Origin of the sequence: Jannaschia faecimaris (genome assembly GCF_900107415.1) — a bacterium.
GTDB lineage: Bacteria > Pseudomonadota > Alphaproteobacteria > Rhodobacterales > Rhodobacteraceae > Jannaschia > Jannaschia faecimaris.
In genome coordinates, this window is record NZ_FNPX01000006.1 from 63,820 (window position 1) to 79,524 (window position 15,705).

At 64.3% G+C, this 15,705-nt stretch carries 18 protein-coding genes; 10 read left to right on the forward strand and 8 right to left on the reverse strand.

The window, feature by feature from the left end; genetic code table 11:
* Positions 1-24: 24 nt before the first annotated feature.
* Positions 25-942 (reverse strand): DMT family transporter, encoded by a 918-nt coding sequence (locus tag BLV27_RS08780; RefSeq protein WP_092645273.1) that lies wholly within the window; start codon positions 940-942, stop codon positions 25-27.
* Positions 943-1,111: 169 nt separating this feature from the next.
* On the opposite strand from BLV27_RS08780, the gene BLV27_RS20025 reads away from it, so the two are divergent.
* Together BLV27_RS20025 and BLV27_RS08785 are read left to right on the forward strand one after the other, a co-directional pair.
* On the forward strand, positions 1,112-1,243 hold the full coding sequence (locus BLV27_RS20025; RefSeq protein WP_280140300.1) for a hypothetical protein: 132 nt from the start codon (positions 1,112-1,114) through the stop codon (positions 1,241-1,243).
* 101 nt (positions 1,244-1,344) lie between these two features.
* Positions 1,345-1,542: a hypothetical protein gene (locus tag BLV27_RS08785; protein WP_092645016.1), complete on the forward strand. Its 198-nt coding sequence runs from the start codon at positions 1,345-1,347 to the stop codon at positions 1,540-1,542.
* Positions 1,543-1,604: 62 nt separating this feature from the next.
* On the opposite strand, the gene ilvC is transcribed toward BLV27_RS08785, so the two are convergent.
* Positions 1,605-2,627 (reverse strand): ketol-acid reductoisomerase, encoded by a 1,023-nt coding sequence (gene ilvC, locus BLV27_RS08790; RefSeq protein WP_092645018.1) that lies wholly within the window; start codon positions 2,625-2,627, stop codon positions 1,605-1,607.
* 136 nt (positions 2,628-2,763) lie between these two features.
* On the opposite strand from ilvC, the gene BLV27_RS08795 reads away from it, so the two are divergent.
* Entirely contained in the window at positions 2,764-3,219 is a 456-nt protein-coding gene (locus BLV27_RS08795) for an Lrp/AsnC family transcriptional regulator (RefSeq protein WP_092645020.1), read from the forward strand.
* Between the two features lie 10 nt (positions 3,220-3,229).
* The gene (locus BLV27_RS08800) at positions 3,230-3,688 is read left to right on the forward strand and encodes an Lrp/AsnC family transcriptional regulator (protein WP_092645022.1); all 459 of its coding nucleotides are present in this window, start codon (positions 3,230-3,232) and stop codon (positions 3,686-3,688) included.
* Here the strand turns inward: BLV27_RS08800 and BLV27_RS08805 are convergent.
* Entirely contained in the window at positions 3,685-4,305 is a 621-nt protein-coding gene (locus tag BLV27_RS08805) for an HAD-IA family hydrolase (RefSeq protein ID WP_092645024.1), read from the reverse strand. The two genes, BLV27_RS08800 and BLV27_RS08805, sit on opposite strands and share 4 nt — an antisense overlap.
* Positions 4,306-4,455: 150 nt before the next feature.
* On the opposite strand from BLV27_RS08805, the gene BLV27_RS08810 reads away from it, so the two are divergent.
* Together BLV27_RS08810 and BLV27_RS08815 are read left to right on the forward strand one after the other, a co-directional pair.
* Positions 4,456-5,586, forward strand: coding sequence for an aminotransferase class V-fold PLP-dependent enzyme (locus tag BLV27_RS08810; RefSeq protein ID WP_092645026.1), 1,131 nt, complete (start codon positions 4,456-4,458; stop codon positions 5,584-5,586).
* A 46-nt stretch (positions 5,587-5,632) separates the two neighbouring features.
* The gene (locus BLV27_RS08815) at positions 5,633-6,010 is read left to right on the forward strand and encodes a hypothetical protein (RefSeq protein ID WP_092645028.1); all 378 of its coding nucleotides are present in this window, start codon (positions 5,633-5,635) and stop codon (positions 6,008-6,010) included.
* A 6-nt stretch (positions 6,011-6,016) separates the two neighbouring features.
* Here the strand turns inward: BLV27_RS08815 and BLV27_RS08820 are convergent, their stop codons facing one another.
* Both BLV27_RS08820 and BLV27_RS08825 read right to left on the reverse strand, forming a co-directional pair.
* A complete protein-coding gene (locus BLV27_RS08820) occupies positions 6,017-7,216 on the reverse strand; it encodes an FAD-dependent monooxygenase (RefSeq protein ID WP_092645031.1) in 1,200 nt (399 codons plus the stop codon).
* 28 nt (positions 7,217-7,244) lie between these two features.
* Entirely contained in the window at positions 7,245-7,907 is a 663-nt protein-coding gene (locus BLV27_RS08825) for a pyrimidine 5'-nucleotidase (RefSeq protein WP_092645033.1), read from the reverse strand.
* A gap of 107 nt (positions 7,908-8,014) precedes the next feature.
* Here BLV27_RS08825 and BLV27_RS08830 point away from each other — a divergent pair, with 107 nt between their 5' ends.
* Positions 8,015-8,650, forward strand: coding sequence for a GntR family transcriptional regulator (locus BLV27_RS08830; protein WP_092645035.1), 636 nt, complete (start codon positions 8,015-8,017; stop codon positions 8,648-8,650).
* Here BLV27_RS08830 and BLV27_RS08835 read toward each other — a convergent pair.
* Together BLV27_RS08835 and carA are read right to left on the reverse strand one after the other, a co-directional pair.
* Entirely contained in the window at positions 8,640-10,709 is a 2,070-nt protein-coding gene (locus tag BLV27_RS08835; protein ID WP_092645037.1) for a glycosyltransferase family 2 protein, read from the reverse strand. The two genes, BLV27_RS08830 and BLV27_RS08835, sit on opposite strands and share 11 nt — an antisense overlap.
* 69 nt (positions 10,710-10,778) lie before the next feature.
* On the reverse strand, positions 10,779-11,924 hold the full coding sequence (gene carA, locus BLV27_RS08840) for a glutamine-hydrolyzing carbamoyl-phosphate synthase small subunit (RefSeq protein WP_092645039.1): 1,146 nt from the start codon (positions 11,922-11,924) through the stop codon (positions 10,779-10,781).
* A 188-nt stretch (positions 11,925-12,112) separates the two neighbouring features.
* On the opposite strand from carA, the gene BLV27_RS08845 reads away from it, so the two are divergent.
* Positions 12,113-12,571 carry a GatB/YqeY domain-containing protein gene (locus BLV27_RS08845; protein ID WP_092645041.1) on the forward strand — a complete coding sequence of 153 codons (459 nt, stop codon included), beginning with the start codon at positions 12,113-12,115 and terminating at the stop codon, positions 12,569-12,571.
* A 24-nt stretch (positions 12,572-12,595) separates the two neighbouring features.
* Here BLV27_RS08845 and BLV27_RS08850 read toward each other — a convergent pair whose 3' ends face one another.
* The gene (locus BLV27_RS08850; RefSeq protein WP_170831395.1) at positions 12,596-13,735 is read right to left on the reverse strand and encodes an NADase-type glycan-binding domain-containing protein; all 1,140 of its coding nucleotides are present in this window, start codon (positions 13,733-13,735) and stop codon (positions 12,596-12,598) included.
* 157 nt (positions 13,736-13,892) lie between these two features.
* On the opposite strand from BLV27_RS08850, the gene BLV27_RS08855 reads away from it, so the two are divergent.
* Together BLV27_RS08855 and BLV27_RS08860 are read left to right on the forward strand one after the other, a co-directional pair.
* Complete coding sequence (locus BLV27_RS08855) at positions 13,893-14,990, forward strand: AI-2E family transporter (protein WP_092645045.1); 1,098 nt, start codon at positions 13,893-13,895, stop codon at positions 14,988-14,990.
* Between the two features lie 4 nt (positions 14,991-14,994).
* Positions 14,995-15,645, forward strand: coding sequence for a P-loop NTPase family protein (locus BLV27_RS08860; protein ID WP_092645047.1), 651 nt, complete (start codon positions 14,995-14,997; stop codon positions 15,643-15,645).
* The last annotated feature ends 60 nt before the right edge of the window (positions 15,646-15,705 follow it).

Genomic DNA, 15,705 nt, shown 5'->3' on the forward strand with positions numbered 1-15,705 from the left:
GTGTCTGTTGCGGCGCGAGCGGTGTCAACCGCCCCGACGTCTGCCGCTTTGCGAGATGGCGAGGCCCAGCGCGATCAGCGCCAGCGCAACGAAGAACCGGGGTGGCAGGACTTCCGACAGGACCAGCGCGCCGAACAGCATCGACCAGACCGGCACCTGGTAGTTCACCAGCGTCATGAACGATGGCCCGGCGCTGCGGATGACCTGCACCCGAAGGAACGCGGCAAAAGCCGTGGGAACCAGTCCCAGGAACAGGATGGCCCCCATCACAACCGGATCGGCGGCCCCTGGCAGCCCCTCGATTACGAGCATCGCGGGCAAAAGGATCACCGAGCCCACAATCAGCGTCAGGGCCGACAGCCACAGGCCGTCGATTGCCGGACAGCGGCGCGTCAGGATCGACCCCGCTGCATAGCAGACCGTCGCGGCAATGCACGCGATGCGGCCTAGGGCGACCAGATCGCCACCGCCCGCCGCAGTAATGCCCGGACCCAGCAAAACCAGCGCGCCGCAAAGGCCCAGGCCGAAGCCGCTGGCCTTGCGGGCCGTCAGCCGGTCGCCGGGAACGAACCAATGGGCCAGCGGCAAGACGAACAGCGGCAGCACTGCCATCGACAGACCCGCAAAAGCCGAAGGCACGTATTGCTGTCCCCACGACAGCAGCATGAACGGCAGCGCACTGGTAAGGATCCCGAGTACGACAACGTAGAACCCCAGAAGTGGTGACCACGCGGGCAGGGGCCGACCCATCGCCACCACCAGTGACAAAAGCGCCAGCGCCCCCAACGTCACCCGTGCGGTCGCGACGGTGACGGGGCCATAGCCCTGCAACGCCACCGCGACCACCATGAACGTGCCGCCCCAGATCAGGCCGAGGCCGATGACCGAGATGTAGTTGCCGAGGGTCGGCTGGGAAACGGGCGTGTCGGTTGTTCTTGCCATGATGCCCGACCTAACGCGGGGCACCGGCGGAGGACAGTCTGCATCGGGGGCCGCGGTGCCGATTTCTGCCCAAAGATCGCCAGCGTGCAAGTCTCATCATTGGATTGATCGGGGGGCGGCCTATCTAGCCTCTGAACGCCGAACGACCGATTATTTTAAGGACTGCCAAATGACCTACGCCGGATGGATTGTCGTCTGCCTTCTGGGTATCTTCCTCGCTTTTGTTGTCGCGGCGCTGCATCGCGCCAACAACAAGGTGAGGCGGATGTATGCGGACAAGGTGATCATGTCGGGCGACTGATCCTCGGACAATCCGTCTTTGTGACAGCCGGTCGCAGGCTCGGAACCGGCGCGTGCGACAGCCAGTTTCTTCCGCAGTGCAGAAGAACGGAAGGAAACCTCATGGGTATCGAAGCCCTCATCGGTGGCCTGTTCATGGTCACATTGCTTGCCGCTATCGGACTCGCCGTCTGGAGCAAGGCGCGCACCGAGAAGATGATGCGCGAAGGCCAGCAGCCGTCGCCGCTCGCCCGAAAGGAGCCGGATCCGCAGTTTGCGCCGGACAAGGATGTGACCGACCCTGAGCGGGTCACGTCGTAAGGGCGGTTGGATAAAAAAGGGCCCGCATCGCGGGCCCTTTTGCAGTCAGACTGATCGACTGGTCAATTCTTGGCCTTGTCAACCATCTTGCCGGCCGAGATCCAGGGCATCATGCCGCGCAGCTTTTCGCCCGTGGCTTCGATCTGGTGCTCGTCGTTGATGCGGCGGGTGGCTTTGAAGTGCGGTTGCCCGACGGCGTTTTCGCCCATGAAGTCACGCACGAACTTGCCGTTCTGGATGTCCGTCAGGACCTCCTTCATGCGCTTCTTGGTCTCGTCGTAGGGCAGGATGCGCGGACCGCTCACATACTCACCATACTCGGCCGTGTTCGAGATCGAGTAGTTCATGTTGGCGATTCCGCCTTCGTAGATCAGGTCAACAATCAGCTTCACTTCGTGCAGACACTCGAAATAGGCCATCTCGGGGGCGTAGCCCGCCTCAACCAGAGTTTCGAAGCCCATGCGGATCAACTCGACCAGGCCACCGCACAGGACGGCCTGCTCGCCGAAGAGGTCTGTCTCGCATTCTTCGCGAAAGTTGGTCTCGATGATGCCCGAGCGACCGCCACCGATGGCAGAGCAGTAGGACAAGCCGATTTCAAGCGCCTTGCCCGATGCGTCCTGATGGACAGCCACGAGGCAGGGTACGCCGCCGCCCTTGGAGTATTCGCCACGCACGGTGTGGCCGGGGCCCTTGGGGGCCATCATCACGACATCGACGCCGGGCTTGGGCTCGATCAGGCCGAAGTGGACGTTCAGGCCGTGGGCGAAGGCGATCGCGGCACCGTCACGGATGTTGTCGTGGACGTACTTCTTGTAGGTCTCGGCCTGCAACTCGTCGGGCATGGTGAACATGATCAGGTCAGCCCAGGCGGCGGCCTCGGCGATACCCATGACCTTCAGGCCTTCGCCTTCGGCCTTGGCCGCGCTGGGCGAGCCTTCGCGCAAGGCGACGACGAGATTCTTGGCACCCGAGTCGCGCAGGTTCAGCGCATGGGCGTGCCCCTGGGAGCCGTAGCCGAGAATGGCGACCTTCATGTCCTTGATCAGGTTCACGTCGCAGTCGCGGTCATAGTATACGCGCATTGGTTTATTCCTCCGGTTGATGTGTTCTGAGCGTAGATTTAGGAGGGATTTCCCGCGAGAGCGAGAAGGGTTGGGGGTAGATTAATCCGTATTTTCAAGATAATCATTCGTCAAATTATCGCTATGCAGATATTTCATGCTCGATGACCTCGACCGGCGCATTCTGCGGCTCTGGCAGACAGAACCGGAGATGACGCCCGCCGATCTGGCCGCGGCACTGGACCTGCCGGCGGCCCGTGTCGCGCGGCGGATCGAACGCCTGCGGGAAACCGGGGTGCTGCGCAGCGTGTCGACCGTGATCGATTGGGCCGCGCTGGGCTATGGCGTGGAGGTCTCCTTGCGCATCCAGCTCGACAAGACCGCACCGGGTGCCTTCGAGGCCTTCATGGCGGCTGCTCGCAAGGTGCCCGAGGTGACGCAGATGCAGACCTTCCTTGGCCGCGTAGACCTGCGCCTGACGGTGATCGCGCGGGACATGACGCATTGGCAGGGGATCTACCGCGACCGCATTCTGGTTCTGCCGCATATCGCGGAGATCGAGGCGCTGATGCATGTCGCCACCGTCAAGACCGACCAGACGTTGCCGATATGAGGGGGGAGGCATGACGGATGCGATCGACGAGACGGACCGCGCGATCCTGCGCGTGATCCAGACGAACGCGACGCTGTCGGCGGGGGCCGTGGGCCGTGCCGTGGGCCTGTCGCAGCCGGCGGCCTGGCGGCGGCTGCGGCGGTTGCGGGACCTGGGCGTCTTGAAGGGGCGAGAGTTGAACCTGGACCTGGAGAAGCTGGGCTTCGGGGTGACGGTATTCCTCGGCATCAAGCTGGCCACCAAGGGGCGTGTCAGTCTTGACGATTTCGAGCGCGCGGTCGCCGCCATCCCCGAAGTGCGGCGGGTTGAGCATGTTCTGGGCCGCTATGACTACCGCCTGCGGATCACCGCGCGCGACTTGCCCGATTTCGAGCGGGTGCTGCGCCGCCGCGTGATGGCCTTGCCCGGCGTGGGGGAGGTGGAGGCCAATGTGCTGTTGTCGGAGGAGCGTCTGCCGGGGCCGCTCTAGCGTGGCAGGTTCCAGAGCAAAGCGTCGTTGGCCAGCGTGGAATAGCGGAATGTTCGAAAGCCCAAGCTGGCGGCGGCGTTCACGTTGTCCGAGGAGTCGTCGATGAACATGACCTCGCCCGCCTCCATCTCCAGCGCGTCGAGGACGGCCTGGAACGCTTGCGCGTCGGGCTTTGCATGGCCGATCCGGGCGGAGGCGAAAACGCGGTCGATGCCGGGAAGCCGCGGCAGAAGCCCCTCGATCCAATCGGCGCGCCGGGCATCGGCATTGGTCAGGATCGCTTGGGTATAGCCTTGGTTTGACATCCGTTCGATGCTTGGCAACAACCGCGCATTCGGGTGGAAGTCGTGATCCAGCCAATGCTGCGCCACGGCCTCGGGCGTCGTATTGGCCCCGGTACCGTCGATCCAGCGGTTGATGCGGTCGAACAGATCCTCTTTGCCGGTCAGCACCGCGCCCAGACTGCCAAAAACCGTGTCGACAAAGCCGTCGAGCGGCTGGCCGAATTGCTCCTCGAACCCATCCGACCACAGGAAGCGCCCGCGCGGGGCGTTGTCGTTCAGGACGCCGTCGAAGTCCCACAGGACGGCACGGAGGGGAACATTTGCCACGATCATTCGCGCAGCCTAGCCCACCCGCGCGCCCTTGGCGAACGAAAGACGCGCATTGGAAACTGCGGGGCCCGTTCTGCCGCTCGGCATGCCGAGATAGACTTTGCGGCGCGGGAAAAGGCGTGAAACACTCCGCGCCAACAGGAGGAGACACCCATGGCACTACTCGATACTGTCGACCCGCAGGGGCTTGAAGAATTTTCGGTGGTTTTCACCGACCGGTCGCTGAATTCGATGTCGTCCAGTTTTCAGAAGGTGATGCGCGACCTGCACGAAGGTCTGTGCGAAGTTTATAACGCCGATCATGTGGCGATCATCCCCGGCGGCGGCACTTATGGGATGGAGGCGGTCGCGCGTCAGTTCGGGCAAGGGGCCCGCGCCCTGGTCGTGCGCAACGGCTGGTTCAGCTATCGCTGGTCGCAGATCATGGAGACCGGCGCGTTCAGCGAGGGTGTGGAGGTCATCAAGGCGCGGCAGTCGGGTAACGACCCCAAGTCGCCCTTCGCTCCGGCCCCAATCGAAGAGGTGGTGGCCCGCATCCGCGAAACGAAACCCGACATCGTCTTTGCCCCGCATGTAGAGACCAGCGCGGGCGTCATCCTGCCTGACGACTACATCACGGCGCTGGCGGCAGCGGCGCATGCCGTGGGCGGGTTGATGGTGCTGGACTGCATCGCGTCGGGTTGCGCCTGGGTCGACATGAAGGCGACCGGCGTGGACGTATTGCTGAGCGCGCCGCAAAAGGGGTGGAGCGCATCGCCCTGCGCGGGTCTGGTGATGATGTCCGAGGCGGCGCACGCCCGCGTCATGGCGACCACGTCCGACAGTTTCAGCATCGACCTGAAGAAATGGACCCAGATCATGGAGGCCTATCTGGGCGGCGGTCACGCATATCACGCGACCATGCCCACGGACGCGCTGCGGGCCTTCCGAGACACGTTGGAGGAGACGCGGGCCTATGGGTTCGAGCGTCTGAAGGCTGCGCAATGGGAGTTGGGCGAGAAGGTTCGGGCGTTGTTCGCCACCAAGGGCGTGCGTTCGGTCGCCGCCGAGGGCTTCGGCGCGCCGGGCGTCGTGGTCTGCTATGCCCCCTCGGATGAGGTGAAGACGGGCAAGGCCTTCATGGCGCATGGCATGCAGATCGCGGCGGGCGTCCCGCTGCAATGCGACGAGCCGACCGATTTCTCGACCTTCCGCATCGGTTTGTTCGGGCTGGACAAGTTGATGGACGTGGACGGTACGGTGAACCGCCTGAAGCGCGTGGTCGATCAGGTCTTCCCAGACTGAAGGCACTGCGTCGAACCTGCCCCCGAATGGACAGGGGGCAGGTTCGATGAAGATTTTTACGATGCTGGCGACGCTCATGCTGACCACACCGGTTGCGGCACAAGAGCTTGTCGGCAGCTATGTCGCCTATATCGGCGAGGACGACCTTTACAATTCCCGCGGGGCCCGCCTGTCGGAGCCTTGGCAGGTGCTTCGCCAAGACCGCGCCAATTTCCATCGTTTCGGTATCTCGCAGCTGGGGGACGAGTGGGATCCGTTCTTCGCAGACGTGGAAAACCGCGCCATCATGGAGCAAATGGTGCAACGCGGAACAATCGACCCTGCCTCGCGGCGTGACCTGCTCAGCGGCGGGGCGACCGTCCTCGTGCGTATCTTCAGTCGCGGCAACCAGGGAGATTACGTTGAGATCGCGGTGGTCCGCTAGGTTGCTCTAGGGGCGGCTTCCGGTCCGGGATATCCCCAGGCCCAGGCGCATGATTGCCCGTCGCATCGGGGCCACGTCATGAAGGACGGCGACGCCCTTGGACCGCAAGGCCTGCACCGGAGCAAGCCCGGTTATCGACGTCCGGTTGAGCAGGTCGATGCCCGTCATGCGGAAGGTCACGTCGCCGCGCCGCGCGCGCGCATAGGCATCAAGCATCGCGTCCGATCCGATATCGCCCTCGTCACAAAGATCGCGCAGCACGGCGATGTCCCTGAGCGAAGTATTCAGGCCCTGCGCCCCGATGGGCGGCATGCCGTGCGCCGCTTCGGCCGCCAGAGCTAGGCGACGGGCGGTGAACCGGTCCGCGAGAGTTGACGTGATTGGCCAAGCGGCGCGTCTGGTCAGCAGGGATAGCTGACCCATCACCCCGGAGGAGCGGTCGTTGGCCTGTTCTGAAAATGCCGCATCGTCGAGGTCCATGCGCCCGGCTTGCGTCGTGGCGTCGTCCATCCAGACGACAGCCGAGCGGTGCTGACCATCACGGTCAGGCAAGGGGACGAGCGTGAAGGGGCCGCCTGCGCGGTGCACTTCGGTTGAAACATTGTCGTGGGGCAGGTCGTGGCCCATGGCGAAGACGATGGCGGTCTGACCGTAGTCGATCCGTTTGACCCCGATCCCCGCCATCTGGCGCAGCGGGCTTTGCCGGCCGTCGCAGGCGATCACGAGTTGGGCGGTCACGCGGCTTCCGTCCGACAGAGTGGCGCGCGCGCCGCTCGTCCGTTGCAACAGGCCGGTGACGGAGACCCCGAAACGCATCTGCACCGTCTCTAGTGCCTGCGCGCAATCGAGAAGGCCCTGCCGCAAAGCCCAATTCGGGAAATTCCAGCCGAATGGCGCGTCGCCGACGTCGCGCGCTTTAAAATCGCGGGTGACGGGCGGCGTCTGCGCGGCATCCACGATCCGCATGGTCCACAGATCGGCACCATGGGGTACCAGCCTCTCCCACGCCCCCGCCCGGTCCAAAAGATCGCGCGCGGGTTGCAAAAGGGCGGTGGTCCGCAGGTCGGCCCCGCGATCACCCTCCCCCGTGACCGGGGCGGAGGGATCGATCAGCGTGACACGGTGCCCTTCCGCGCCAAGGGCGCAGGCGGCGGCCAGTCCGGCGGGACCGGCCCCGGCAATCAGGATGTCGGTGTCATGTTTCATCTGTTTTAGATAGGGCGCGCGGGCCGTCTCATCCAGCGGACAGGATGCCGCGCAGGAACGCGTTGAGGTCGTTCGTGTGATGATGGATGTGCGGCGCGGGGTCCGGAGCAGGAGCCACATGCACGGTTGCAAGCCCCATCCGCGCCGGAACCAGCAGGTTGCGGGCGCTGTCCTCGAACATTGCGCTGCGGGTCGGGTCCAGCCCGTCGCGGGCAAATACACGGGTGAAGGCGGCGGCATCGGGCTTGGGGATATGGTTGGCGTGTTCGACGCCGTGGACTGCGTCCCATATTCCCTCAAGACCCCGCGCCTGCAGCACCCGCTCGGCGTAGGAAGCGGTTCCGTTGGTATAGATCACCTTGCGCCCCGGCAGCGCAACCAAAGCGGCGCGAAGGTCTGCATCTGGCGACAAAACCGTGAAATCAATATCATGCACGTCGATCAGGAACGGATCGGGATCGGCTCCGTGTTCGCGCATCAACCCGGCCAGCGTCGTGCCATGGTCATGCCACCAGCGCGCCCGTAAACGATCCGCCTCGGACCGATCCACGCCTAGAAAGGTGGTGATCCAGTCGACCATCCGCGCTTCGATCTGCGGAAAAAGGGGGACATCGGGTGGGTAAAGTGTCTCGTCGAGATCGAAGACCCACGTCGTGATTCGATCCCAGGCGGGCGGTGTGGAATTGCTCATGCGGGCGGTTTGGCGGTCGGGGTCGCTGTGGTCAAGCGCGCGATGGGCGGTTGTTCCAGCGCAATCACGGGGTTAGCGTCGGCATACTGTTCAGAAGGATCGCAAAAATGGCCCAGATCGCGCAGAAGGACGCACATGCGTTGATTCTGGATGCCATAGACCGGGGGGACTTCCGGCCCGGCGATCGCTTGGTTGAGAGCGAGCTTGCCGACCGGTTCGGCGTCTCTCGGACGCCGGTCCGTGAGGCATTGCAACGTCTGGAGACGCAGTCGGTATTGGTGCGGGACGGGCGCTCTCTGATTGTGGCAACGCTGTCCCATGACCAGATGGCGGAGCTATATGCCGTGCGCACCGAACTTGAGGCGCTGGCCGCGCGCCTTGCCGCGCAGCATGCCGCCCGCGAGGAAATCCGTGTCTTGCACCGCATGGTCGAAGAAGATCGAGCTTTTCTTGGGGATGCGCGGGCCTTGTCGCGGGCCAACCGACGATTCCACGGACAAATTCATCTGGCGTCGCACAACCGTTATCTGGTTCAGCAATTGGGCATGGTGCATCGCTCCATGGCGCTGATGGCGACGACCTCGCTGGCCGCGGAGGGGCGCGGCGAGACGGCGCTGGCGGAGCATCTGGCCATTGTTGAGGCGATCGAGGCGCGGGACGGGGACGCGGCTGCCAACGCCCTGCGTCAGCACCTCAGCGAAGCGTTTGAAACACGCTTGCGGGAAGAGGCACTCAAGATCTGATGCTCAGGTGGCCCGCCGTCGAGGGGGCATTGTCCAACTGGCGCACGGTCTGCTCCAAGGCGGCGACCCCGGTACTCTCCGTTCCGCCAAACGCCCCGTGGTCCGTTTTGTCCCAATGGAAGGGATGGGTGACGATCTCGATCAGGGCCTTGATCGCGGCAATCGTAGCAAGCGGGAAATAAAGCTCCATGGTGGGGATCCAGCGGCGCAGATGACGGTGGTGCCGTGCGCTGCACCCGATCCAGGTGAGCCCCATGGAGAGCAGCGTTCCCCCGATGAGGATCAACCCGAGTGCGGATCTTCCATCCCCCGGCAGCCAGTCCATGATCGGATGATGTACGCCGAAAAACATTACGACCGTCGACCACAAGGCGGGCATGAGCAGCGCGTTTAGGGTCGCGCCCATGAAGAGCAAATTAAACCCGAGCCAGCGGCGCGGCCCGAGATCCCGCCACAGGCTGAGGGGGTGGCGCGCATGGACGGCCCAGGTCAGCATATAGCCTTTCATCCAGCGCGAACGTTGTTTCACCCAGGCGATGGGGTGGGCGTTCGCCTCCTCCAGCGTAGTCGTTTGCAGAATCTCGGTGCGGTATCCCATTCGCGCAAGGCGCACGCCCAGGTCGGCGTCTTCGGTGACATTGTGCGCATCCCAGCCACCGACGGACTTGAGTGCTTCGCGTCGAACAAAAAGCGTCGTCCCGCCCAGCGGAACAGGCAACCCAAGCCGCGCGAGACCCGGCAGCATCAGCCGGAACCAATTGGCATATTCAATGGTGAAACAGCGCGACATCCAATTGCGGTCGGGATTGTAATAATCGAGTCGGCCCTGAAGGCAGACAACATCGGGTGGCGCATCTTTAAAGCGCGCGGCGACTTTGGTCAGTTGATCGGGGGCAGGTGCATCCTCCGCGTCGTAGATGCCGATGATTTCGCCACGAGTGAAATTGAGCGCATAGTTCATCGCGCGCGGTTTCGTGCGGGGATGGCCGTCGGGCACCGTGACAATGCGCATCCAGCCCGGAAGATTTTCTCGCGTTAGCGCGGCCCGTGTCTCGTGGTCGTCTTCCTCCACCACGAGGCAGATATCCAGCAATTCGCGCGGGTAGTCCAATCGCGAAAGACGTTCGGTCAAAGGGGCAGCGATGCCGGGCTCGTGGTCCAGGGGGACGAGGATCGAGATAGACGGAAGCTTGCGGGCCGAACTTTCCGTCGGGGGGACCGAGAAGAAGGCGCTTGGCTTGCGCCGCAAGGCAATCACGGCCGCCAATCTGAGACCGAGATTGGAGCACATGACCAACAGGCCGATGGCCGTCGCAAGGCGCAACGACTCGATTGGCCAGATCGCGGTTGGGACGAGGCAAGCAAGTAAAGCGAGAAGGGCGAAGAACCTGCCGACGACCCCGCCAGCCCATTGCCGACAGCTTAGGGAGCGGGGAAGTTGACACTCGGCGTTTCGCGCCAAGGTCTTGCCGTGGATCTGTTGAAGGCGGGCATCGAGGGCGCTGTCGGTGACGACCGCGAAGAGACAGGGGCCGAGGAGATCGGGCAGCACCTCAGCGAGGTCATCGAGTCCTTCGGGGCGGGCGGTGGCCACGAGCGTCAGACTTCCGACCCGTTTCCAGGGCAGGGCGCGATACCGCAGCGCCGTCTCAAGCGGCATCTTTCGCGCCAGGGCGTCAATTGCGGGCGTCGATTCGGGTGGCGGCCCGGCGCGGCTGATGCCACGTTGCTGCGCCAGCGCATCAGCCAGCACGTCTTCGCTGATCAGTTCGGTGCGCAGGAGAACATCGCCCAATCGCGCCGACATGCGTCGCTGAATCATCAGGGCGTTTGCGAGATCCGACCCGGTGATGACGCCCATGTCCAGGAGGACTTCGCCCAGCTTGGGGCGCGTTGGATGGGCGGAGCGACGGGCGGTCACCGCCAATGGGCCGGGCGTGACCGTAGCCTCGTGCGTCTTGCGTGGTCTGCGGACGGCAATTGGGCCGACGCCGGGCTGTTCGTCCTGCGCGGACGGTGGCAAATGCAGGGTCGTTTGGGAAGATGGAGGCGATGACATCGGCTACTCGGTCAGGAACGTCTCCACCCTGACTGGTAAACCTTAAGCGATGATTAACGTATCGAAAAATCAGGTCTTTGCGGCATCCATCGCGGCAGCGAAGTCATCGAACAGATAGGCGCTGTCATGGGGCCCCGGGCTGGCTTCGGGGTGATACTGTACGGAAAAGACCGGTCTGCCCTTGAGGCGGATACCGCAGTTCGACCCGTCGAAAAGGGAGATATGCGTCTCCTCTACACCGGCGGGCAGGCTTTGCCCGTCGACGGTGAAGCCGTGGTTCATCGAAGTGATCTCCACTTTGCCGTCGATGCGCCGTTGCACCGGGTGGTTCGCCCCGTGGTGGCCGTGGTTCATCTTCACCGTCTTCGCCCCGAGCGCCATGGCAAGCATTTGATGCCCCAGGCAAATCCCGAAGACAGGCAACCCGGTTTCGACCATTTCGCGGATCATCGGAACGGCATAGGCACCGGTTGCAGCCGGATCGCCCGGACCGTTGGACAGGAACACGCCGTCAGGGGACAGCGCCTTGACGTCCGCTGCGGTGGCGGTCGCGGGCAGGACAGTCACGTCACAGCCGACCGAGGCGAGCGAGCGCAGGATATTGCGCTTGGCACCGTAATCGATGGCGACGACTTTGTGGCGCGGTGCGTCCTGCGTCCCGAAGCTGTCGGGCCAGGCCCATTTTGTCTGGTCCCAGCGATAGGACTGGGCGCAGGTGACATTCTTGGCAAGGTCCATACCTTCCAAGCCAGCAAAGCTCCGGGCCTTCTGGACCAGCGCCTCGATATCGAAGTTTCCCTCCGGATCATGGGCCAGTGCCACGTGGGGCGCGCCTTGCTGGCGGATGGCGCGTGTGAGCCGCCGGGTGTCGACGCCGCCGATACCGATGCGCCCACGGCTGGTCAGCCAGGATTCCAGATCCTGCGTCGCGCGCCAGTTGGACGGATCTGTTGGGTCCCACTTGACGACCATGCCGGCCGCGACCGGATCCGCGGTCTCGTCGTCCTCGGGGGTTACGCCGGTGTTGCCGATGTGCGGGAAGGTGAAGGTCACGATCTGACCCGCATAGGACGGGTCGGTCATTATTTCCTGATAGCCGGTCATCGCGGTGTTGAAACACAGTTCCGCCACGGAGACGCCAGTGGCCCCGAACCCTCGGCCCATGAAGATCGTACCGTCGGCAAGAGCGAGGCAGGCGGTCGGTGTCTGGGACATGGGTGACTCCGGGAATATGCTGGCAAACTTGCGGGGTCATACGGAGGGCGCGACGGGCGGTCAACACCGCATGATCCCCTGGCGGCTGGCGTTTCGGCCCGAGGTACAGGTGCCGAGCGGTAAGGGTTTGCCGCAGTGCTGCATTTGGGCTAGGCGTCCCAGCTTATGAAACGGCTTCGGGGAAGACGATGGATTTGCGCGAACGACTGAACGCCCGTCTCAAGGACGCGATGCGCGAAAAGGACACGCGCAGGGTTGGAACCCTGCGCTTGATCAATGCCGCGCTGAAGGATCAGGACATCGCCCTACGCGCCGACGGCCGCACCGTGGGCGATGCGGAAGCGACGGCGACGATGGCCAAGATGGTCAAGCAGCGCCAGGAATCCGCCCGCGCCTACGAGGAAGCCGGGCGACTGGAACTCGCCGAGGCGGAACTGGAGGAAATCGGGATCATTGAGGACTTCCTGCCCAAGCGCCTCTCGGACGAGGAAGTCGCCGCCGCCGTCAATACCGCCATCGCCGAGACCGGGGCCAGTTCCGTCCGCGACATGGGCAAGGTCATGGGCGTGTTGAAGGGCAAGTACACCGGCCAGATCGATTTCGGTGCGGTGGGTCCGATGGTGAAAGACCGTCTGAACCAGGGCTGATCCCGCCCCGGCACCGGGCGCGGGTCAGTCGATTCGCAGTCGGGAGACGGCCAGTACTTCGTATCGCCGCCCTGCGATGACGCTGTCGACGGTGACTTCGATCCAATTGACGCCCTCGAACCCCGCAAGCGTCCACGTCTGCTCGCGCCGGTTGTCGCGCACCACGACCGACCGGGTATGCCCGTTCGATCCGCGCAGCGTCAGCGTCTCCAGTCTTGCGTGCCGTTGGAACGATTTTTCATCACTGTTGTCGCCATTCACCACCGTCAGGCGGCGGGGTGACGTCCGTGTCGTGAAATCGAAGACGAGACGTGTGCCAATGCCGGGACCGGGATCCTGCTCGGTCCAGGCATTGCGGCGGTTGTCGTCGGTAAGCCGGGCAACCTGTTGTGCATCAGATGCCGAGGAGGCGCAGAGCCGGCCGCGCGGACCCCCTTTGGGCAGCGGCGCGCAGATCGCACGGGCCGACAGATCGGGCCGGTCTAGATCGGGCGACCGCGTTTCGGCGGGCACCTCATGAGCGCCTTGAAGATCGCCGACCGGAGCTCCGGGGCGTTGCCTGATCGACGCTGCATCCGCCTGGGGCGCGCCCGTGTCGCCGGGAAGTGCAAGGCCCGCCCGTCCGGCCGACCCGTGCCAGCCCTGTTCGACTGCGGAAAGGCGCAGGGCGCGGGGCGGGTGGGTGTCGGAGCCCTTCCGGCTGAACCCCTGCCAAAGTGCCGTGGCCTGCGCCAGGTCGGCTCCCAAGGCGTGCAGCACGAACCCTGCATAGGTGTCCGCCTCCAGCTCGGTTGCGGGGCGCGATCCGCCGGGGACGACCGTGTGACCCAGCAGGTGATGCCCGATCTCGTGTGCGACCACGGCATACAGTGGCCAGCGTTCGCCGGTGGGCAGATCCTTGAATTGTAGCACCCAGAGCGGGTTGAACCCGATCCAGCGTTCGCCGTCCTGCAAGTAGGCCGCGGCGTTGAAGACATCCATCGTCTCCTCGACCTTGAGCGTGTTGGCGAGGCCCGAGACGGCCAGGATATCGGAGGCCATCAGGAAGACTTCCCGTTCGGTCAGGCGACGCTCGGCCTGCGTGAGCTGCGTGGCGTCGGCAGTCTCCTGGGTGGTGCAGCCTGCCATGCCGCAGGCATCCTGCGCCGATGCCGGGGCGGCCATAGTCGCGAGAAGGGCAGACAGATATCGCAGGCGCACCGGCATCGTTCGGATTGTCGCGGTCAGGCTTAAACCTATGCGGGTCAGGGTCCCGCTGGCAACGCCTTGATTCGCCCCGCGCGCGCGGGCATCTAGAGCGGACCAACATGGGAGAACGGGCATGGCGCTGCCGGTCAAACAACAGATGCTCTATTGGGGCGTGGCGGCGGCGGCGCTTCTGGTGCTCTTGTGGTATCTGGGGCCCGTGCTGTTGCCGTTCGTGGTTGGGGCGGCCATTGCGTATATTCTGGACCCTCTTGCCGATCGGCTGGAGCTTCTCGGCCTGCCGCGGGCGGCGGCGACGACGGTGATCACGCTGGTGGGTGTCCTGATCCTGGTGGTCGCGGTCGCGGTGCTGATCCCCTTGCTGGTGCAGCAGACCAATGCCCTCGTGCGCGCGGCACCGGATTACTTCGCTGCCCTTCGCGGCACACTGACGTCCCGATTTCCCGATCTGGTGTCCGAAGGCGGCCTCGTCCAGACCGCGCTGGCCGATCTGGCCGAGTTGATCCGGGCAAGTGGCGGTGAACTGGCGCAGCAAGTGCTGGGCTATGTGTTTGGCGTGGTAAATGCGGTCGTGTTCATCGTGGTGGTGCCGGTCGTGGCGTTCTACCTGCTGCTGGACTGGGACAATCTGGTCGCCCGCGTTGATGAGATGTTGCCGCGCGACCATGTGGGCCGGATTCGCCGTATTGCCGCCGACATCGATGCGACGTTGGCCAGTTTCGTGCGGGGCCAGCTGACCGTCTGCCTGATCTTGGGGACGTATTACTCGGTCGGGCTGATGCTGGTGGGATTGCAGTTCGGGCTGGTCGTGGGGGCGATCGCGGGGCTGATTACCTTCATTCCCTACGTCGGCGCGCTGGTCGGCGGCGGCTTGGCGATCGGCCTTGCGCTGTTCCAGTTCTGGGGCGACTGGGCGGCCATCGGCCTGGTGGCGGCGATTTTCGTGGCAGGACAATTCCTGGAAGGCAACATTCTGACGCCCAAGCTGGTCGGAGAGAGCGTCGGGCTGCACCCGGTCTGGCTGTTGTTCGCGCTGTCGGCGTTCGGTTCGATCTATGGCTTCGTCGGCATGCTGGTGGCCGTGCCGGTCGCCGCGGCGATGGGCGTGGTCACGCGGCACGCGGTATCTGAATACAAGGACAGCCTTCTCTACCGGGGGCGGGGTACGACAGATTTGCTGCCCGAGGGCACCGGATCGTCGGACGACGCGTGATCCGATGACGCAACTCTCTATTGCCCTGCCACGGCTCAATGCGACGGGCCGTGACGATTTCATGGTCTCGCCCACGAATGACACGGCGCTGGCGCTTGTGGATCAATGGCCGGACTGGCCCGACCGCCGGCTGGCCTTGGTTGGCCCGGAGGGTGCGGGCAAGTCGCATCTTGCCGCCATCTGGGCCGAGGAAAGCGGTGCCCTGCGTCTGCGTGCCCGCGATCTGAAAGCGGTGGATGCACCCGATCTGGCCGACCGCCCGCTGGTCGTCGAGGATGTGGACCGGGGCGTCGATGAGGAGGCGCTTTTTCACCTCTGGAACGCCTGCGCGCAAAAGGGGAATGGGCTGCTGCTGACGGGGCGGGGAATGCCGTCGGACTGGCCGGTGAAACTGGCGGACCTGAAAAGCCGCCTGTCGTCGCTGACGCCGGCGGTCATCAGTGATCCGGATGACATGCTGCTGTCGGTGGTCTTGCTCAAGCTGTTCGCGGATCGTCAGTTGCAGGTGAAGCCGGCGTTGATCGGCTTTCTTTTGCCCCGTATGGAGCGGAGCTTCATAGCCGCCCGCACCATGGTCGAGGCCCTGGACCGGGAATCGCTGGCGCGCGGCGTTCCGGTGAGCCAGTCGCTGGCCCGGACGCTGCTAGAAGGCTGACGGTCGCGCACGCCCCGTTTGGCTGGACAGCGTTCGGCCCGGGACCTAGGCTGTCACTTC